Origin of the sequence: Streptomyces sp. NPDC007945 (assembly GCF_042958885.1) — a bacterium.
GTDB lineage: Bacteria > Actinomycetota > Actinomycetes > Streptomycetales > Streptomycetaceae > Streptomyces.
Window position 1 is genome coordinate 583,569 of the sequence record NZ_JBIBJV010000002.1, and the last position, 18,543, is coordinate 602,111.

Here is an 18,543-nt window from a genome sequence, read left to right on the forward strand (position 1 = left end):
CCGAAGGGAACCCCGCGCATGAAGCGCACCACCGGGCTCCGGCGTGCCCTGGCGGCCGTCGTGACCACGGCGGCCTCCCTGGCCACCCTGCTGACCACCGCGCCCTCCGCCTCCGCGGACGCCTCCCGCTGCCCCCGGGGCAGCTTCTGCGTCTTCCAGTACGCGAACTTCGGCGGCCAGATGAAGATCATCTCGTCGAGCCAGCCGACCCTGGGCGTCTGGAACAACTCCATCTCGTCCTTCATCAACCGCAGCGACAAGTGGGTGGTCGCGCACACCGACGCCCACTACACCGGCAACAGCAGCATCCAGATCGACCCCCACCAGGACTACGGCAACGAGGACCTGGGCTGGCACGGCTACGAGGGCGAACTCGACAACACCATCAGCTCCATCCGGCTCGGCAGCACCGCCTGGGAGGCCGACTACGGCTACGGCTGGATGGACTGGACGTCCATGCACCGGCCCCGCCCGGCCGGCCTCCCGGCCGTCTCCCGGTTCGGCGACATGAACGCCGACGGCATCGCCGACCTGCTCGAACGCGCCGACGACGGCAAGCTGTGGCTCCTGAACGGCAGGTACGACGCCGAAGGCCGGACCACGGGCTTGCTGATCGGCGGCGGCTGGAACGCGATGACCCAGCTCGTCCGCCACGGCGACCACAACGGCGACGGCACCGAGGACGTCTACGCCCGGGACCGCTCCGGCGTCCTCTGGTTCTACCCCGGCACCGGGCGCGGCGGCCTGAAGCCGCGCATCGCGGTCGGCGGCGGCTGGAACTCCATGCGGGAGATCGAGGCGGCCGGCGACCTCACCGGCGACGGCCGGCGGGACCTGCTCGCCCGGGACACCGCCGGCGTGCTGTGGACCTACCCCGGCACCGGCCGCGGCGGCTTCGCCGCCCGCAAGAAGGTCGGCGGCGGCTGGAACGCGATGACCGCGCTCGCCGCCCCCGGGGACATGAACGGGGACGGCAGGTCGGACCTGGTCGCCCGGGACGGCTCGCGCACGCTGTGGCTCTACCCGGGCAACGGCCGGGGCGCCTTCGGCAGCCGGGTCCGGATGCCGTACGCCTGGCCCTCGGACGAACCGGTGCTCGCCACCGGGGACGTGACCGGCGACGGCCGCCCGGACCTGATGCGGCCCATCCGGGGGCAGCTGTACCTCTACCCGGGCACCGGCCGGGGCGGCGTGACCGCCCCGGAGTCCGACATGGGCTGGGACTACGCCCCGCGCGTGCTCGTCTTCTGATCCCCGCGCGACCGGGGCGGGTGCGACTCCCCGCCCCGGGACGCGCAGTCCGCGAGGTGGTCGTCGACCAGGCCGCAGGCCTGCATGAGGGCGTACGCCGTCGTCGGACCGACGAAGCGGACGCCCTTCTTCTTGAGGGCCTTCGACAGGGCCGTCGACTCGTCGGTGATGGCCGGGACCTCCGCGAGGGTGCGCGGAGCCGGGCGGCTCGCCGGATCGGGGGCGTACGACCAGATCAGGGCGTCCAGGTCGCCCGGCGACCAGTCGGCGAGCAGCTTCGCGTTGGCGAGGGTCGCGTCGATCTTGGCGCGGTTGCGGATGATGCCCTCGTCGGCGAGGAGCCGCTCGCGGTCGGCGTCCCCGAAGGCGGCGACGGAGGCGATGCGGAACCCCTTGAAGGCGCGCCGGAAGCCCTCGCGGCGGCGCAGGATGGTGATCCAGGACAGGCCCGACTGGAAGGCCTCCAGACAGAGCCGCTCGAAGAGGGCGTCGTCGCCCCGGACCGGGCGTCCCCACTCCTCGTCGTGGTAGGCGGTGTAGTCCTCCGCGGAGAGGCCCCAGGGGCAGCGCACCACCCCGTCCGGGCCGGGGATCGCCCCGCTCATCGCTCCTCGCCCTCTGCCGCCCCGCCGCCCGTCCGCGCGCCGGCGAGGGCCGCCTCCAGCTCCGCGATCCGGGCGTCGCGCTCGGCGAGCTCGGCCGAGAGCCGGTCCAGGACGTCGTCGACGTCCTCCATGCGGTAGCCGCGGGCGGCGACCGGGAGCCGGAGCGCCTCGACGTCCGCGCCGTCGACCGGGCGGCTCAGCGGCAGCGGGTCCACCAGCTGCTCGGGGGCCACCTCGGGCAGCACCTCGCTGTCGCCGCCGCCGACGACGGCGAGCGTCACCGCCGCGACGACCACGACCATCGTGATGAGCAGAAACCAGAACACCAGCGCGCCTCTCCCCGGAGTGGAAAACGTCCCGTGCCGATCGTGCCACGTGCCACCGACGGTTAGGGTCACAGACGAGCAGGTGACCGGCGGCGAGGGAGGACATAAGGGATGCTGCGCTTGGGACGGCGTGAGTTCGGGCCGCACGAGCCGGTGATCATGGCGATCGTGAACCGGACGCCGGACTCCTTCTACGACCAGGGGGCGACCTTCCGCGACGAGCCGGCGCTCGCGCGCGTCGAGCGGGCGGTCGCCGAGGGCGCCGCGATCATCGACATCGGCGGGGTCAAGGCCGGCCCCGGCGAGGAGGTCACGGCCGAGGAGGAGGCCCGCCGCACGGTCGGCTTCGTCGCGGAGGTCCGCCGCCGCCATCCCGACGTGGTCATCAGCGTGGACACCTGGCGGGCGGACGTCGGCGAGGCGGTCTGCGAGGCCGGCGCGGACGTGCTGAACGACGCGTGGGGCGGCGTCGACCCCCGGCTCGCGGAGGTCGCCGCGAAGTACGGCGCCGGCCTCGTCTGCACCCACGCGGGCGGCGCCGAGCCGCGGACCCGGCCGCACCGGGTCGAGTACGAGGACGTGATGGCCGACATCCTGCGGGTCACCGTCGGCCTGGCCGAGCGGGCCGCCGCGCTGGGCGTGCGGCGCGACGCGATCATGATCGACCCGGGCCACGACTTCGGGAAGAACACCCGGCACAGCCTGGAGGCGACCCGCCGCCTCGGCGAGATGACGGAGACGGGGTGGCCCGTCCTCGTCTCCCTGTCCAACAAGGACTTCGTCGGCGAGACCCTGGACCGCCCGGTCAAGGAGCGGGTCCTCGGGACGCTGGCGACCACCGCCGTCTCGGCCTGGCTGGGCGCCCGGGTGTACCGGGTCCACGAGGTCGCCGAGACGAAGCAGGTCCTGGACATGGTCGCGACCATCGCGGGCCACCGCCCGCCGGCGGTGGCCCGGCGCGGCCTGGCCTGAACCCCGGGCGCCGCCGGGGCCCGCCCCCTTCGTCAGGGGGCGGGGCGGGTCAGGACACGTGGTTGTAGGGGGGCTGGTCGGTCAGGACGGGGCTGGCGACGCGGGGGCCGAAGGGCTTGCGGTAGTCGCCGGTGCCGGCGTAGAAGTACGCGGTCTTGTTCGGCCCGTACGCGAACAGGTCGGGGCGGCCGTCGTAGTCGGCGTCGCCGATGCCGATGGTGTCGGTGTAGGCGCCCCAGCCGCCGCCGATCTGCTTGCGGGCGGCGAAGGTGCCGTCGCCCTTGCCGAGGTAGAGCCAGAGGACGCCGTCCTTGTCGCGGGCGACGAGGTCGCCGGCTCCGGCACCGCCGATGTTGCCGGTGGCGGTGATCTGGTTGTAGATCCCCCAGCCGCCGGTGCCGATCTTCTTGCGGGCGGCGAACGGAGCGGCGACGTTCCCGGTGTTCTTGTAGAACCACAGGGCGCCGGCCTTGTCGACACCGAGCAGGTCGAGGCGGCCGTCGCCGTCCAGGTCGCTGCCGCCGGCGAGGTGGGTGTAGGTGTTCCAGCCACCGCCGATCCGCTTCCGGGCCGCGATCGTGCTCGTGTAGCCGGTGCCGGTGACGTCGTACAGCCACAGGTAGCCGCTCTTGTCCCGGGCGACGAAGTCGGCGGCGCCGCCGCCGATGCCGCCGATGGTCTCGATCCGGTCGTAGGTCTGCCAGCCGGGTCCGATCTTGGAGGGCGAGTAGTGCGGCACCAGGGTCTTCCTGGTGCCGTCGTACCGGCTGTCGAGCTGCCACAGCGCGCCCGCGGTGTCACGGGCCAGCAGGTCGGGGGCACCGTCCCAGTCGAGGTCGTGCGGGGAGGAGACGCTCTTGGCGGCGGTGAAGCTGCCGGACGCCTCCAGATCCGGTCCGACGCCGTTCTGCGAGTGGGCCGTGAACGACCAGTCGTAGACCCCAGCCGCGGCGTCCCTGCCCAGCCGGGACTCGGCCGCGATCTGCTTCCAGGTGATACCGAAGACGCCGTCGCCGTAGTAGTACGGGCTGCCGGCGGACTCGCTGTAGAGGTGCAACGTCTTCCAGAACGTCGTGCCCGTCGCCCGGTGGGTGATCCGCAGGTCGACGTTCGCGTTCTCCCGCGACAGCTTCCACTTGAGCGGGACGGGGGAGGAGAGGTCGAACGGCTGGGGTATCTGCGCCCCGAGGTAGCGCAGCGCCACCGGCTTCCCGGTGACGGCGACCGCCTGGGCGGCGGGACTGCCGTCGGCGCCGAGCGAGATCCGGTAGAGCCCGTCGCCCTGCTCGACGGTGCCGCCGCGCACGAACGCCGTGTTGTCGGGGCCCGGCATGACCGGCCCGTAGGCGTAGTCGAGGAGCTTGACGGTCTGTCCGGTGATGAGGGACTTTGCGGTGAAGGGGACGTGCGGCCTTGAGTCGCCCGTCCCGTCACCCTCCAGGCTCGCCCAGGTCCCGTACAGCTGCCACGAGTCCAGCAGGCCGACGATCGCGCCCTGGTCCTCGTCGAGACCGAAGTCGATCACGGTCTCCGCGCCGGTGGCGCGGTCCCGGGCGTAGACCTTGCCCCCGGCCATGTCGTCCTCCCAGACCAGGTGCGTGGCGGAGAACGCGGGGGAGCCCGGGTAGTAGGCGAGCCGGCGGACGGGGACGGCCTTGGCGGCGGCGAGGTCCACCATGGCGAGCTCGCGCTCCCACGTCGTCCCCTCCTGCAGGGAGTACGTGAGCAGGACCGATCCGTCGCGCGCCGGCGTGGAGACGAGGGACTGGGCCGTGGCCGGGACGCCCTCGACCTTCCGCTGGGTGAGGGCACCGCCGGTGCTGGTGACCAGGCGCAGCTCCATGGTGCCGTCCGTCTTCGTCACCTTCGCCAGGATCGTGTCCTTGGAGACGGCCTTGACGTACGTGGCGTTCAGCGGGCGGAGGTCCATCGTGACCGTGCCACCGCCGGGAGCCATGTCGCGCAGCTGCAGCACCAGAGAGCGGCTGGGGGACGACCCGCGCCCCGTCATGATCACGTCGGTCCCGGTGGAGTCGCCCACCGGGGCGTCGATCGTGGTGACCTTGCCGTCCGCGAACCGGGTCCACTGGAGCGCCGGCTTGCCGTCCAGCCGCGCGCGGGTCAGGAAGCCGGTGTTCCCCACCGCGACGGGGAGGTCGTCGCCCGCCGCGTACGGGACGGGCGCCGCCGCTTCGGCCGTCACGGCCGTGGGCAGCGGGGTCGCGCCGGCCGGGGCGGCCAGGGCGCCTGCGCCGAGCGTGACCGCGAGGACTGTGGTGACAGCTGCGGCCACACTCCGACGGGACGTGAATCGAGACAGCAAGGTTCCTCCTGCGCAGCGGGTCGACGCCTGATCTTGTCGCGCCGCTCTGTGGGACCACCGTCGAGGCCGAAAGGTTGTACGAGTGATCCGTCGGCCCCGGGAGTCGGGGGGGGGGGGGCCCCCCCCCCCCCCGCCGCGGGGGGCGGCCCCCCCCCCCCCCCCCCCCCCGGGGGGGGGGGGCGCCCCCCCCACGACTCCCACCGGCACCGGAGGGTTCAGGGTGAGGACTCACGTCACCATGAACCACCGGCGATCATCCTTCGAGGACACCGGGACACCGGGACACCGTCTAGCGGCCGACCTCCTTGGTGACGAGCGTGACCGCCTCCTCCACGTCGTCCGTGACGTGGAAGAGGAGCAGGTCGCGCTCGCTCGCCTTGCCGCCTGCGACGACCGAGTCGCGCAGCCAGTCCACGAGGCCCTTCCAGTACTCCGTGCCGAAGAGCACGATCGGGAAGCGGGTCACCTTGCGGGTCTGCACCAGGGTGAGCGCCTCGAAGAGCTCGTCGAGGGTGCCCAGGCCGCCGGGCAGGACGACGAAGCCCTGCGCGTACTTCACGAACATCGTCTTGCGGACGAAGAAGTAGCGGAAGTTCACGCCGATGTCGACGTGCGGGTTGAGCCCCTGCTCGAAGGGGAGCTCGATGCCGAGGCCGACCGAGATGCCATGGGCCTCCCGGGCCCCCTTGTTGGCCGCCTCCATGGCGCCCGGGCCGCCACCCGTGATGACCGCGAACCCGGCCTCCACGAGCGCCCGGCCGATGCGCACGCCCGCCTCGTACTCGGGCGAGTCCGGCTTCGTGCGGGCCGAGCCGAAGACGCTGATCGCGCTCGGCAGTTCGGCGAGCGCGCCGAAGCCCTCGACGAACTCGGACTGGATGCGCATGACCCGCCAGGGGTCGGTGTGCACCCACTCCGAGTCGCCCTCGGTGTCGAGCAGCCGCTGGTCCGTCGTGCCGGGCTGGACCTGGTCCCTCCGCCTCAGCACCGGACCCAGCCGCTGCTCCTCCGGCTTCGCCATTCCCTCGGGAATGCCCATGGCCTGCTCCCTCCGCCGTTCCACGATCTCTGTTGGGTCAGGGTAGGACCACTGAGGTGACGAAACGCGAAATTACGGGAGACGGGCGGTCAGCCAGTCGCGGAGCCGCGCCTCGCAGTGGTGGATGCGGTCCACGTGCACGTGCTCGTCCCGCTTGTGCGCGTAGATCGGGTCCCCCGGGCCGTAGTTGACCGCGGGCACGCCGAGCGCGCTGAAGCGGGAGACGTCGGTCCAGCCGAACTTCGGCATCGCGGTGCCGCCGACCGCCTTCATGAAGGCCTCGGCCGCCGGGTGGGAGAGGCCGGGCAGCGCGCCGGGGCTCTCGTCGTCGACGACGAACTCGGCGATGTCGCACTCGGCGAAGACCTCGCGGACGTGCGCGAGCGCCTCGGCCGGCGAGCGGTCGGGGGCGTACCGGTAGTTGACCGTGACCGAGCAGGCGTCGGGGATCACGTTGGTGGCGACGCCGCCCTCGATCGCGACCGCGTTGAGGCCCTCGTGGTACTCCAGGCCGTCGATGACCGGCCTGCGCGGCTCGTACGCGGCGAGGCGGGCGAGGATCGGCGCGGCGGTGTGGATGGCGTTGGAACCCATCCAGGAGCGGGCGGAGTGGGCGCGCTCGCCGGCCGTGCGCAGGATGACGCGGAGGGTGCCCTGGCAGCCGCCCTCGACCTGCCCGTCGGAGGGCTCCAGGAGGACCGCGAAGTCCCCTTCCAGCCAGTCGGGATGGGCGGCGGCGATCTTCCCGAGGCCGTTGAGGTCGGCGGCGACCTCCTCGTTGTCGTAGAAGACGAAGGTCAGGTCGCGGTTGGGCTCCGGCACCGTCGCGGCGATCCGCAGCTGCACGGCGACACCGGACTTCATGTCGGAGGTGCCGCAGCCCCACAGGACGCCGTCCGCGTCGAGCCGGGACGGGACGTTGTCGGCGATCGGCACGGTGTCGATGTGGCCGGCGAGGACGACCCGCTCGGCGCGACCGAGGTGCGTGCGGGCGACGACGTTGTTGCCGTACCGGTCGACGGAGAGGTGGGGCAGGGCGCGCAGGGCCTGCTCGATGGCGTCGGCGAGCGGCTTCTCGGTCCCGCTGACGGACGCGAAGTCGACGAGGTCGGCGGTGAGCGCGGCCCCGTCCCCGGCGAGGTCGAGCGAGGTCTCCTGAGCAGTCTCCTGCGGGGTGATGTCAGCCATATGCCGACCCTAACCCGGCCTCCAGTACGGTGGGCCCCGTGTCCGACTCCCCCCGCCCCGCCCGTCGTGGCCGACTCGCCCGTTCGGCCGCCGCCCTCGCCGTCCTGTGCGGCCTCGCGTCGTACATCGCGATCCACCAGATGACCGGCAGCAAAGGCGCGCCGCGGTGCGCCGTGGGCAGTGGGGACCAGCGGTACGAGTTCACTCCCGAGCAGGCGTCGAACGCGGCGACGATCGCGGCGGTCGGCACCTCCCGCGGCCTGCCGGAGCGGGCCGTCACGATCGCGCTCGCTACCGCGCTCCAGGAGTCGGCGCTGCGGAACATCGAGCACGGCGACCGGGACTCGCTCGGCCTCTTCCAGCAGCGGCCGTCCATGGGCTGGGGCACGCCGGAGCAGATCATGGACCCGGTGTACTCGGCCGGGAAGTTCTACGAGGGCCTGGAGAAGGTCCCCGGCTACTCGCGGATGCCGCTGACGGTGGCGGCGCAGAAGGTGCAGAAGAGCGGCTTCCCGCAGGCGTACGCCAAGCACGAGCCGGACGCGACGCTGCTGTCGGCGGCGCTGACGGGCCGGGCCCCGGCCTCCCTGTCGTGCACGGCGGACCTCAAGGACGGGCGCCCGGGCGATCCGGCCTTCGTCCGTGCGGAGCTGGTACGGGCCTTCGGCGAGTCCGCGGCGCCCACCTCCGTCTCCGGCGGCGCCAGCGCGGGGCGCTCGGCGGCGGAACCGGCCGTCCTGGTCGTCCCCGTCGGCGACGGCTCCGCCCGGCGCGGCTGGGAGCTGGCGCAGTGGGCGGTCGCGCGGGCGGCGACGCTGCGGGTCGCGGAGGTGTCGTACGGGGGGAAGGTGTGGCGGGCGGACGACTCCGGGGGCGGCTGGTCGACGGCGTCCGGCACCGGCGCCTCCGGCACCCCGACGGTCCGTCTCCGCCTCACCCCCTGACCGACCGTCCCCGCCGCCGCGGTCCGACGCCCACTCGCCGGGCCGGCGCCCCGTCCGCTCCCGCGTACGCCCCGCCCACACGGGGGATCAGGGGATGGACGTGCGTGCGAGGGGTCGCTCGGGAAGGGGATCGGGAGGGGGACGGGGGCGCCGGGAATCCGGATGCGGCGGGGGCACGCGGGGGGCTTGGGGCGCAAGGGAAGAGACGGTTCGGCAGAGCATGACGTCCGGCGCCGTTCGTCCGCTTTCCTCCCCACCCGACAATACGACGCATTACCCAGCCTTTACCCGCGCCGCCCGCAACCTCCCCCGCCCCCGCCTCGGTTGTGCAGCCCGCAAAGGCAACGTCCCACCGTCTCCCCTCGTCGAAGGAGCACCATGTCCCTCCCCCTGACCCGCCGGATCGCCCGCGCCGCCCTGATCGTCGCGGCCGGCGCAGCCCCCGTGGTCGGTGCGGCCGGCTCCGCGAGCGCCCTGGACCACAGCCTCGCGCCGGCCGGCGCCCTCGGCGGCCTGACCGCCGTCGACGCGGCGAACGCGGGCTCGGCCGTCGACGGTGCCGCGCAGACCGCGACCGGAGTCGCCGGGGCGACCGGCGGCGAGGCCGTCGGCACGGCCGTCCCGGCGGCCGGCAAGGCCGTGGGCACGGCCGGCAAGACCGCCACCCCGGCGGCCCAGAAGATCGCCGGCGAGACCGCCGGCAGCGCGGGCGAGGCACTCGGCGAGACCGCCGGTGCCGCCACCGACAGCGCCGGCGGCACCCCGGCCGGCGGCGCGCTGGGCGGCGCCCCGGCCGGCCAGATGCTCGGCGGTCTGCCGATCGGCTGACGGTCCGACGCCACGACGGAAGGGCCCGGGCGCACCACGCGCCCGGGCCCTTCCACGTCCCGCGTTGCCGCGCCGCGGTCTCAGCCGAGGCGCTTGACCGCCGCCGCCACGCGCTCGTCCGTCGCGGTGAAGGCGACCCGGACGTGTCGCGCGCCCGCCTCGCCGTAGAAGTCGCCGGGGGCCACCAGGACGCCCTTCTCCGCGAGGTACGCCACGGTGTCCCAGCACGGCTCGTCGCGGGTCGCCCACAGGTAGAGGCTGGCCTCGGAGTGCTCGATGCGGAAGCCGTGGGCCACCAGGGCCGTCTTCAGGGCCTCGCGCCGGGCCGCGTACCGCGCCCGCTGCTCCGCGACGTGCGCGTCGTCGCCGAGCGCGGCCACGGTCGCCGCCTGGACCGGCGCCGCCGTCATCATGCCGCCGTGCTTGCGGATCTGGAGCAGCTCGCCGAGGACCGCCGCGTCACCGGCGATGAACGCCGCCCGGTACCCGGCCAGGTTGGACCGCTTGGAGAGCGAGTGGACGGCGACGATCCCCTCGTACGAGCCGCCGCAGACGTCCGGGTGCAGGACCGACACCGGGTCGGCCTCCCAGCCCAGTTCGAGGTAGCACTCGTCGGAGAGGACGAGGACGCCGTGCTCGCGCGCCCAGGCGACGATCCGGACGAGGTCCTCCTTCGGGAGGACCTCGCCGGTCGGGTTCGACGGGGAGTTGAGCCAGAGCAGCTTCAGGCCGGCCGGGTCGAGCTCCGTCGGGTCGTCGTAGACGACGGCCTCCGCGCCGCAGAGCCGGGCTCCGACCTCGTACGTGGGGTACGCGAGCCGCGGGTAGGCCACCTTGTCGCCGGCGCCGAGCCCCAGCTGGGTCGGCAGCCAGGCGACGAGCTCCTTGGAGCCGACGACCGGCAGCACGTTCCCGTGGGCGAAGCCGACCGCGCCGAGGCGCCGCTCGCACCATCCGGTGAGCGCGTCCCGCAGCTCCGGCGTGCCCCAGACCGTCGGATAGCCGGGCGAGTCCGCGGCGGCCACCAGGGCCTCCTGGATCAGCGCGGGCACCGGGTCGACCGGCGTGCCGACCGACAGGTCCACGATCCCGTCCGGGTGGGCCAGGGCCGTCTGCTTGTACGGCTCCAGCTTGTCCCAGGGGAAGACGGGCAGGCGCGAAGAGACTGCGCTCACGGGTTGGCTCACTTCCTCAGTACGTACGCGTACGCGTCGGATACGCGTCGGTCCCGTACGGCGGCGGAGCCGTACGGGACCGAGAGCGGGTGCAACGAAAGATCAGCCGTTCTGCGGCGGCAGGGCGGCGATGAAGGGGTGGTCGCGCTCGATCTCGCCGAGCTTGGACGCGCCACCGGGCGAACCGAGCTCGTCGAAGAACTCGACGTTCGCCTTGTAGTAGTCCTTCCACTCCTCCGGGGTGTCGTCCTCGTAGAAGATCGCCTCGACCGGGCAGACCGGCTCACAGGCTCCACAGTCGACGCACTCGTCCGGGTGGATGTAGAGAGATCGCTTGCCCTCGTAGATGCAGTCGACGGGGCACTCCTCGATGCAAGCCTTGTCCTTGACGTCGACACAAGGCTGCGCGATGACGTAGGTCACGCTGTCGTTCCTCCTCGGTAGGGCTGGTCTGCGCGGGAGCGCGGTGTCGTCGATGCCCGCACCTAGTATCTCCGTTCTCGGGGGCGATCCGAACAGGAGGGGCGGAGAAGCTGTGGAAATCATCGGCGGAGGGCGGCTCGAGGTCCGTCTCACCAGGGCTGACGTGGGAAAACGTGTCTCCGTTCGGTACGTGACGGACTCTGGCGCGCCGGGCGGGCGGTTCTCCGACGCGGTCGGCGTGCTCACATCCTGGGACGCCGGTGTGCTGACGATCACACGAAAGAGCGGCGAAGCCGTCCGCATCCCGGAACTCCGCCTGGCAGCGGGCAAAGTGGTCCCCGCGGCGCCCGCCCGCCGACGCGGCCCCGCCGCCACCTTCCCGGAGCTCTCCCGGGTCGCCGCGCGCGCCTGGCAGCCGGTCGAGAGCGAGCCGCTCGGCGGGTGGACCCTGCGGGCGGCGATCGTGGAGGAGCCGGGCGACGCGGGTCCCGCCGGGCGGAGTCCGGCGGACGGGCCCGGCGGGGCGGTGGCGGGCCGGCGGGTGGGCTTCACCCGCCGCGCCAACTCGGCCCTGCCGGACGGCGATCCCGGCCGGCCGGTCGCCGAGGCCCTGGAGGCGGTGCGGAAGTGGTACGCGGACCGGGGGCTGCCCGCCTACGTCCAGGCCGGCACCGGCGCCGAGTCCGCCCAGGAGCTGCTCTGCGCCGACCTGGAGCGGCTGGGCTGGCGGCGCGAGGTCACCGCCGAACTGCGGATCGCCGCGCTCGCGCCGCTCGCCGACCGCGAGCCGGGGCCCGCGGAGGTGCGACTGTCGCGGACGCTCGACGAGCCGTGGCTGCGCCGCTACCAGCGGTTCACCGGGGCGGGCCCGGCGGTGCGGCACGTGCTCTCGTCCGGCCCGAGTGTGTGGTTCGCGTCCGTCGCGGGCACGGGAGAGGTGCCGGCGGCCATCGGCCGCTGCGTCGTGGACGGCCGCTGGGCCGGGTTCATGGCGGTGGAGGTCGACCCGGCGCTGCGGCGGCGGGGCCTGGCCACCGCGGTGATGGCCGCGCTCGCCCGGCAGGCGCTCGACGAGGGCGCCTCGGCGGCCTGGCTCCAGGTCGAGGCCGACAACGACGGCGCGCGGGCGCTGTACGAGGGGATGGACTTCGCGGTGCACCACCACTACCACCACTACCGGCAGCCGGAGGCGTGAGCGCGGCGTGAGCGCGGAGGACCCCCTGAGACGACCGCCGGACCCGTCGCCCGACCGGCGGCGGGAGTTCGCGGAGGAGGCCCGGGCCGAGCGGCCCGACCTCGCCCGGCTCTGCCTGCTGATCTGCGCGGTGGCCGACCCGACCGTCACCGAACACGACCTCGTCGAGGCGGACGTCGAACTCGACCGGCTCGCCGGACTCGTCCCGTACGGCACCCGGTGGACCGGTGCCTGGAAGGAGGAGCTGGCGGCGCTCCTCGGCGTCCGCGAGGGCTTCGAGGGCGTCCCCGCCGACTACCAGCGCCTGGAGTCCTCGCTCCTCCACGAGGTGCTGCGGCGCCGCCGCGGCCTGCCCATCCTGCTCTCCGTGGTGTGGATGGAGGTCGCCCGGCGCGCCGGCGCCCCCGTGTACGGGCTCGGCCTCCCCGGCCACTTCGTCGTCGGCTTCGGCGACCCGGCCGACCTCGACCTCGTCGACCCCTTCGCGGGCGGCCGCGCGATGACCGCCGAGGACGCCGAACTGCTCGTGGCGAGCGCGACCGGCGAGGCCCTCGACCGCTCGATGCTCCGACCGGCCGAGCCCGGCGCCATCGTGCTCCGCATCCTCGGCAACATCCGCGCCTGGGCGACCCCGCGCCCCGAACGCTCCGACGTCGCCCTGTGGGCGGTGGACCTGGCCCTGCTGCTCCCCTCCCACCCGGCCCGCCTGCGCTACGAACGCGCCGAACTCCTCGTCCAGCGCGGCGACTTCCTCGCCGGGGCGGCGGAGATGGAGGCGTACGCGGAGATCATGGACGCGGTCGACCCGGAGTCGGCCGCCGCGATCCGCCACCGCGCCCGGGCGGCCAGGGCCCGCCTCAACTAGGGCGTCTTCCGGATCATCGCCACGAGGCGGGCGTGGGTCTCCGCGTCGGCGGCGGCCACGAGGCCGCGGGCCGGCCCCTGGCCGATCGGGGTGCCGTCGAGGCCGGTGACGACGCAGCCGGCCGCGCGGCAGAGGGCGATGCCGGCGGCGAAGTGGACGCTGTCGGCGAGGTCGCCGCCGTCGGTGACGTACGCGGCCCGCTTCCCGGTCGCCACCCAGGCGAGGGCGAGCGAGGTGGAGACGACCCGGGGCCGGAAGCCGGCGACGAAGTCGGGGTGGGCGAGCAGTTCGACGGCCCGGAAGCCGGGCGCCGAGGGGAACGGCGGATCGAGGTTCACGTCCACGAGTCCGGTGGCGGCGGTGGGCGCCAGGACCGTGCCGTCGTCGCCCCAGGCGGTCTTCCCGTCGGTGCGGAACACCTCGCCGTCCTCGCCCGCGAAGGGGTCGGCCACGGCGGCCGCCCCGCCGCGCAGGGCGACGTTGACGGCGACGAGCTTGTTCCCCACGGCGTGATTGAGGGTGCCGCAGAGCGGATCCACGAGCCACTGGCGCCGGGTGCCCCCGGGCCCCTGCGCGCCGCCCTCCTCGCCGAGGACGCCGTCCTCGGGCCGGGCTCCGCGCAGCACGTCGAGGATGGCCCGCTCGGCGGCGAGGTCGGCGGCGGTGGCGAAGTCCCCCGCGCCCTTGTCGATCCGTTCGAGTTCGCGCCCGTAGGCGTCCCGTACGACTCCGGCCCCCACGCGGGCGGCGAGGGCGGCGACTTCGGCGTCGGAGAGGCTGATCTCGATCATGGGCCGAGCGTAGGCGGTGGGGCCGCGAAGAGGGAGCGGGGCGACCGGATTCGAACCGGCGTCCTCCGAGATGCCATCGCGGCGCATTACCTCTGTGCTACGACCCCGCTCCCCCGGCCGCCGAGTCTAGGAGCGGCCCCTGGGGCGGGGCAACACGGTTTCGGGCGGCGCGTGGAGCGACGGCGAGGGGCCTCCGGTGGGCCGGCCTCTCGGGTCCGTGCGTTCCCTCGGGACCGGTCGGCGGGCCAGGGGGGGCGCCTCCCCGGTGGAGGTCGTCCACGCCGCGTCGCAGCCGTCTCCCCGGCGCTCCCCCGCCCACAATGGGGGCATGCCTCTGACCGCGGACATCCTCGTCGCCCTGATCGCGCTGCTCCACCTTTACATCCTCGTGATGGAGATGTTCCTGTGGGAGAAGGACACCGGGCGGCGGTTCTCCGGGTTCGACGCGCGGCTCGCCCGGGAGACCGCCGCCATGGCCGCCAACCAGGGGCTCTACAACGGGTTCATCGCCGCCGGGCTGGTGTGGGGTCTGATCGCGGACGATCCCACCGGCTTCGGGGTGCGGGTGTTCTTCCTGTCGTGCGTCGTGATCGCGGGGGTGTACGGGGCCGCCACCGCCAACCGGCGGATCCTCTTCGCCCAGGCGCTGCCCGGGGCGCTGGCGCTGTCCGCCGTGCTGGTCGCCGGCTGAGGGCGCCGGGCCGCACGGGGACGGCCCCCGTCCTCGGACGAGGACGGGGGCCGTTCGCGCGGGCGCCGCGCCGGGGGTCAGCCGTTGCCCGAGAGGTCGATCGTGGCGGTGCGCTCCGCCTTGGTCCTGCCCCGGAGGGCGTCGCGCATGACGAAGGCGACGTCGTCGGCGGAGACCTCGTGCTTCGAGCCGTCGCCCTTGGTGACCATGACGCCGTCGAAGGTGCCTTCGAGGAGGCGGGTGATCGCCTTCTTGTCGTAGACCTCCACCAGGTGGCCGTCGACGGCCTTCATGGAGAGGATCTGCGGCAGCGAGCGGGCCGGGCCGAAGTCGATGGACCTGCCGCCGGCGCGGATGGTGATCCGGTCGGACATGGCGGGCTCGGCGAACTCCTTCATCGCCCGGTCCAGTTCGGCCTTGGTGACGGTGGGCCGGCGGACGCTGACCGGGAGTTCGACGACCTTGTTCACGCCGGTCTCGACCTGGGCGCGGAAGGCGTCCTTGACCGAGATCATCGAACGCTGGACGTCGAGGCCCTGGCCGGGCTTGCCCTCCACGGCGGTGACCTTGTTCGGGGCGAAGAGGATCGTCGCCTCGGTCGCCGAGGACGAGGTGCCCGCGAGGTCCCGCAGGGCGACGGCGAGCTTCTCGTCGTCGACCGGGAAGACCGGCTTGGCGACGCGCTCGCCGCCGAAGAGCGAGCCGATCACCGAGACGGGGTTGTAGTCGCTGCCCGCGGCGCCCCGGACGGTCTCCTGGCTGTCGAGGGCGAGCCCGGCCTTGTCGGGGGCGAGCTGGACCTTCTTGCCGCCGACGGTGAGCTGGAGCGGGGTCGCGGCGCGCTTGCCGAGGCTCGCCTCCAGCTTGGCGACGGCCTCCTCCTTCGTGCCGCCGCCGATGTCGACGCCGAGGACGGTGGTGTTTTTGGGGACGTCGGAGTGGTTCAGGAGGAGCCCGGCGCCGTAGGCGACGCCCGCGACGGCGACGAGGCCGACGGCGGCGAGGACCAGCTTGGAGCGGCCCTTCTTGGCCGGGGCCTGGGCGGGGGCGGGCTTGGGCACGGGCGTGAGGCCCGGCGCCGGCTGCCGGCTCGCCGCCGGGGACGGTGCCCGGTGGCCGTCGGCCCGCGGGGCGGGGTCGGGGCGGCCGCCGGCCGGGGGGACGACCGGGATGCCGCTGGTGAGGGTGTCACCGGAGATCCGGCCGCCGCCGGCCGCACCGCCGGGACCGCCCTGGCCGCCGCCGGGACCGCCTTGGCCGCCCGGACCGCCCTGGCCGCCGGGACCGCGCAGGGAGCCGAGCTGCTGCGGCGTCAGGATCGCGGTGTCGTCGGACATGCGCGGTGCGCCGGCACCGGCGCCGCCGGCCGTCGGGGCGCCCGCGAGCGGACCGCCCGCACGGGGGGCGCCGGGGCGGGGGGCGCCGGGGCGCTGCGGCATCGGCGGGCGCGGGCCCTGGCCGCCGCCGAGGTCGGCGAGGCCGGAGGCCGGTCCGGTGGTGGGGCCGGTGGGCTGGCCGTCGTAGCGGGGGGTGCCGGCCGGGGGCGTGCCGTCGTACCGCGGGGTGCCCTCGGCCGGGGTGGCGTCGGGACGGGGCCCGTCGTAGAGGGGGACGCCCGCGGCGGGAGTGCCCTCGTATCCGGGAAGGGTGCCGGTGTCGTACAGCGGGTTGCTCACGGGGCGGCTGGAGGGCGTGCTGCCGACCGTGGGCACGCCCGCGGTCGCGGAGCCCGCGAAGCCGGTGCCGGAGGTCTGCGGGCCGCCGGGGGCCTTCGGAGCGGGCGTCGCGGGCCCGCTCGTGGGGGCGGTGGGCGCCGGGCCCGCGTTCTTGCGGGGGGCGAACCAGTCGCTGGTCTCCTTGCCCTGGGGAGCCTCGCCGGCCTGCGGCGGCTCGGGCGCGGCCGGCTCGGGGGCCGGCGCGGGCTCGGGCGCGGGGGCGGGCCGCTCCGGTGCGACCGGGGCGGCTTCGGCCTCCGCGACGGGCGTGCGGACCACGACGGGCGGGATGGGCCGCGAACCCGGAATGTTGATGCGGATCCGGGTCGTCAGGGTGGTCTCGGTCTTCGGCTCCTCCGGCGGCGCGGGCGCGGCGGAGGCCTCCGCCGGCGCGTCCTGCGCCGGGTGGAGCGGCGGATACTCGCGGGATCCATAGGGCTGGGTTCCCGACGGGTAGGCGGCCCCGCCGCGCCCCTGGGCGCCGGAGGACGAACTGTCGGTCTCTCGACCAGTTTCACGACTCAAAGCAGGATCTCCCGGTTGGCTCCGCCGCCCGCTCTTGCTGATGCTCGTACGGTCCCGGGCGGTTCGGCGGCGCGCACCACCATACTGTCCGGCGCCGCAGGTTATCCGCCCGGTGGGAAGTCCCGCAGCTCACGGGTGGTTCTCCGGGGGGTCACGGGGTGTTCTGCGGCAGCCTGCTGACGGTGGCGCAGATCACAGCGGCACCCATGCCGCCGAAGAGGAAGACCAGCTCGCCGAGGCCGCCGCCGAAGAGCCCGTCGCCCTCGGGGCGGCCGAGGCTCAGCAGGATGACGGCGAGGAGCCAGCCGCCGCCCGCCGCGGCGAGGCCGACCTGGTTGCCGGTGGCGCGCATGCCGCCGTAGAAGAGGGCGGCGGTGGCGAGCAGGGCGAGGAGCAGCCCGACGGGCAGCCAGGCGGCCTGCACGAGGGCGCCGGCGGTGCCGACGAGGGCGCCGAGGACGAGGAGTCCGGCGTAGGCGGCGTACCGGGTGACGGGGGTGTTCATCGGCCCGCCACCTCGCCCCCGGCGGGGAGGCCCGCGAAGAGGTCGGTCTCGCGCTCGCCGGCCGGGGCGCCCGGGGTGCCGCGGACGAGTTCGTAGTACTCGGTGGCGAGGAGGGGTTGGCCGAGGTCGTTGGAGAGGGCGAACCAGGGTCCGTCGACGGCGACCTGGGTGGCGTGGGCGGCCATGGCGGCGCTCTTGCGGGCCGCGTACGAGCCGGGCTCGGCGAGGTCGCCGCCGGCGATCTCGGCGGTGATCCGGTCCTCGTCGACGACTCCGGGGAGGTCGTCGACGGCGGCGTCCTTCGGGAAGGCGGAGCCCTCGGCGGCGAGGCGGGCGAAGCCGGCCTCGGCGACGGGACGGGGCACCCGGTTCCAGTAGATCTTGGCGATGGCGTGGGCGGGGCCGAGGTCGGGGCGGTACGCGGGGTCCGCGGCGAGGTCGGCGGCGCGCATGGCGACGCGGTGGGCCTGGATGTGGTCCGGGTGGCCGTAGCCGCCGTCGGGGTCGTAGGTGACGAGGACCTGGGGGCGGGTCTCGCGGATCACTTCGACGAGGAGGGCGGCGGCGGTGTCGACGTCGGTGTTCCAGAAGGCGTTCGCACGCTCGTTCTGGGGGACGCCCATCATGCCGGAGTCGCGGAAGCGGCCCTCGCCGCCGAGGAAGCGGTGGTCGGTGACGCCGAGGGCGGCCATGGCGGCGGCGAGTTCGCCGACGCGGTGGGGGCCGAGGCGGTCCTCGCGGTCGGGGGCGAGGTGGGCGAGCTCGGGCGGGATGACCTCGCCCTCCTCGCCCAGGGTGCAGGTGACCAGGGTGACCAGGGCGCCTTCGGCCGCGTACCTGGCCATGGTGGCGCCGTTGTTGATCGACTCGTCGTCCGGGTGCGCGTGCACGAGGAGCAGACGACGGGCGGGGAGATCGGTCATGGCCCCAGCCTACGAGGCGGGGCCGCCGCCGACCGCCCGGGTCAGAACTTGAGCCCCGCGATCATGCTCGCCACGTTGGTGGTGAGGGTGGTGATCGAGTCGGAGAGGGAGGAGCTGGCGAGGTAGAAGCCCAGGAGCGCGCAGACCACGGCGTGTCCGGCTTTGAGTCCGGATTTCCGGATCAGCAGGAAGACGACGATCGCCAGCAGCACCACCACGGAGATCGAGAGCGAGAGTGCCACGGCGGTTCACCTCCACC

At 74.3% G+C, this 18,543-nt stretch carries 19 protein-coding genes and 1 tRNA gene; 7 read left to right on the forward strand and 13 right to left on the reverse strand.

Features of this window, described 5'->3' with window-relative positions; genetic code table 11:
• Positions 1 to 18 precede the first annotated feature (18 nt).
• On the forward strand, positions 19 to 1,251 hold the full coding sequence (locus ACFZCF_RS07940) for an FG-GAP-like repeat-containing protein (RefSeq protein WP_388436743.1): 1,233 nt from the start codon (positions 19 to 21) through the stop codon (positions 1,249 to 1,251).
• Here ACFZCF_RS07940 and ACFZCF_RS07945 read toward each other — a convergent pair.
• Positions 1,224 to 1,856, reverse strand: coding sequence for a DNA-3-methyladenine glycosylase I (locus tag ACFZCF_RS07945; protein WP_388436746.1), 633 nt, complete (start codon positions 1,854 to 1,856; stop codon positions 1,224 to 1,226). The genes ACFZCF_RS07940 and ACFZCF_RS07945 overlap by 28 nt on opposite strands.
• On the reverse strand, positions 1,853 to 2,182 hold the full coding sequence (locus tag ACFZCF_RS07950) for a DivIVA domain-containing protein (protein ID WP_388436749.1): 330 nt from the start codon (positions 2,180 to 2,182) through the stop codon (positions 1,853 to 1,855). Before ACFZCF_RS07950 ends, ACFZCF_RS07945 begins: the two co-directional genes overlap by 4 nt.
• A gap of 111 nt (positions 2,183 to 2,293) precedes the next feature.
• On the opposite strand from ACFZCF_RS07950, the gene folP reads away from it, so the two are divergent.
• Positions 2,294 to 3,154 carry a dihydropteroate synthase gene (gene folP / locus ACFZCF_RS07955; protein WP_388436752.1) on the forward strand — a complete coding sequence of 287 codons (861 nt, stop codon included), beginning with the start codon at positions 2,294 to 2,296 and terminating at the stop codon, positions 3,152 to 3,154.
• Positions 3,155 to 3,203: 49 nt separating this feature from the next.
• Here folP and ACFZCF_RS07960 read toward each other — a convergent pair whose 3' ends face one another.
• The 3 genes from ACFZCF_RS07960 to dapE form a co-directional block, all read right to left on the reverse strand.
• Complete coding sequence (locus tag ACFZCF_RS07960; protein ID WP_391285357.1) at positions 3,204 to 5,447, reverse strand: FG-GAP-like repeat-containing protein; 2,244 nt, start codon at positions 5,445 to 5,447, stop codon at positions 3,204 to 3,206.
• Between the two features lie 319 nt (positions 5,448 to 5,766).
• Entirely contained in the window at positions 5,767 to 6,516 is a 750-nt protein-coding gene (locus tag ACFZCF_RS07965; RefSeq protein ID WP_391285359.1) for a TIGR00730 family Rossman fold protein, read from the reverse strand.
• Between the two features lie 72 nt (positions 6,517 to 6,588).
• Positions 6,589 to 7,704: a succinyl-diaminopimelate desuccinylase gene (gene dapE, locus ACFZCF_RS07970; RefSeq protein ID WP_391285361.1), complete on the reverse strand. Its 1,116-nt coding sequence runs from the start codon at positions 7,702 to 7,704 to the stop codon at positions 6,589 to 6,591.
• Positions 7,705 to 7,733: 29 nt separating this feature from the next.
• On the opposite strand from dapE, the gene ACFZCF_RS07975 reads away from it, so the two are divergent.
• Together ACFZCF_RS07975 and ACFZCF_RS07980 are read left to right on the forward strand one after the other, a co-directional pair.
• A complete protein-coding gene (locus ACFZCF_RS07975) occupies positions 7,734 to 8,648 on the forward strand; it encodes a hypothetical protein (RefSeq protein WP_391285363.1) in 915 nt (304 codons plus the stop codon).
• Between the two features lie 378 nt (positions 8,649 to 9,026).
• The gene (locus ACFZCF_RS07980; RefSeq protein ID WP_391285365.1) at positions 9,027 to 9,476 is read left to right on the forward strand and encodes an ATP-binding protein; all 450 of its coding nucleotides are present in this window, start codon (positions 9,027 to 9,029) and stop codon (positions 9,474 to 9,476) included.
• Between the two features lie 80 nt (positions 9,477 to 9,556).
• Here the strand turns inward: ACFZCF_RS07980 and ACFZCF_RS07985 are convergent, their stop codons facing one another.
• Together ACFZCF_RS07985 and fdxA are read right to left on the reverse strand one after the other, a co-directional pair.
• Positions 9,557 to 10,651, reverse strand: coding sequence for a bifunctional succinyldiaminopimelate transaminase/glutamate-prephenate aminotransferase (locus ACFZCF_RS07985; protein ID WP_391285367.1), 1,095 nt, complete (start codon positions 10,649 to 10,651; stop codon positions 9,557 to 9,559).
• Positions 10,652 to 10,753: 102 nt separating this feature from the next.
• Positions 10,754 to 11,074 (reverse strand): ferredoxin, encoded by a 321-nt coding sequence (gene fdxA / locus ACFZCF_RS07990; protein ID WP_015035968.1) that lies wholly within the window; start codon positions 11,072 to 11,074, stop codon positions 10,754 to 10,756.
• Positions 11,075 to 11,186: 112 nt separating this feature from the next.
• On the opposite strand from fdxA, the gene ACFZCF_RS07995 reads away from it, so the two are divergent.
• Both ACFZCF_RS07995 and ACFZCF_RS08000 read left to right on the forward strand, forming a co-directional pair.
• Entirely contained in the window at positions 11,187 to 12,269 is a 1,083-nt protein-coding gene (locus ACFZCF_RS07995) for a GNAT family N-acetyltransferase (RefSeq protein WP_391285369.1), read from the forward strand.
• Positions 12,270 to 12,276: 7 nt separating this feature from the next.
• A complete protein-coding gene (locus ACFZCF_RS08000; protein WP_391285371.1) occupies positions 12,277 to 13,134 on the forward strand; it encodes a tetratricopeptide repeat protein in 858 nt (285 codons plus the stop codon).
• Here ACFZCF_RS08000 and ACFZCF_RS08005 read toward each other — a convergent pair.
• A complete protein-coding gene (locus ACFZCF_RS08005; RefSeq protein WP_391285373.1) occupies positions 13,131 to 13,925 on the reverse strand; it encodes an inositol monophosphatase family protein in 795 nt (264 codons plus the stop codon). The two genes, ACFZCF_RS08000 and ACFZCF_RS08005, sit on opposite strands and share 4 nt — an antisense overlap.
• A 34-nt stretch (positions 13,926 to 13,959) precedes the next feature.
• Positions 13,960 to 14,034, reverse strand: a tRNA-Ala gene (locus tag ACFZCF_RS08010).
• Positions 14,035 to 14,253: 219 nt separating this feature from the next.
• Here ACFZCF_RS08010 and ACFZCF_RS08015 point away from each other — a divergent pair.
• A complete protein-coding gene (locus ACFZCF_RS08015; protein WP_388436781.1) occupies positions 14,254 to 14,616 on the forward strand; it encodes a DUF1304 domain-containing protein in 363 nt (120 codons plus the stop codon).
• Positions 14,617 to 14,693: 77 nt separating this feature from the next.
• On the opposite strand, the gene ACFZCF_RS08020 is transcribed toward ACFZCF_RS08015, so the two are convergent.
• From ACFZCF_RS08020 to ACFZCF_RS08035, 4 genes are all read right to left on the reverse strand, one after another.
• Positions 14,694 to 16,856, reverse strand: coding sequence for a hypothetical protein (locus ACFZCF_RS08020; RefSeq protein WP_391285376.1), 2,163 nt, complete (start codon positions 16,854 to 16,856; stop codon positions 14,694 to 14,696).
• A gap of 151 nt (positions 16,857 to 17,007) precedes the next feature.
• Entirely contained in the window at positions 17,008 to 17,361 is a 354-nt protein-coding gene (locus tag ACFZCF_RS08025) for a DUF6113 family protein (RefSeq protein WP_391285378.1), read from the reverse strand.
• Positions 17,358 to 18,284 carry an N-acetyl-1-D-myo-inositol-2-amino-2-deoxy-alpha-D-glucopyranoside deacetylase gene (gene mshB / locus ACFZCF_RS08030; protein ID WP_391285379.1) on the reverse strand — a complete coding sequence of 309 codons (927 nt, stop codon included), beginning with the start codon at positions 18,282 to 18,284 and terminating at the stop codon, positions 17,358 to 17,360. Before mshB ends, ACFZCF_RS08025 begins: the two co-directional genes overlap by 4 nt.
• 41 nt (positions 18,285 to 18,325) lie before the next feature.
• Entirely contained in the window at positions 18,326 to 18,526 is a 201-nt protein-coding gene (locus ACFZCF_RS08035; RefSeq protein WP_169087190.1) for a hypothetical protein, read from the reverse strand.
• Positions 18,527 to 18,543 lie beyond the last annotated feature (17 nt).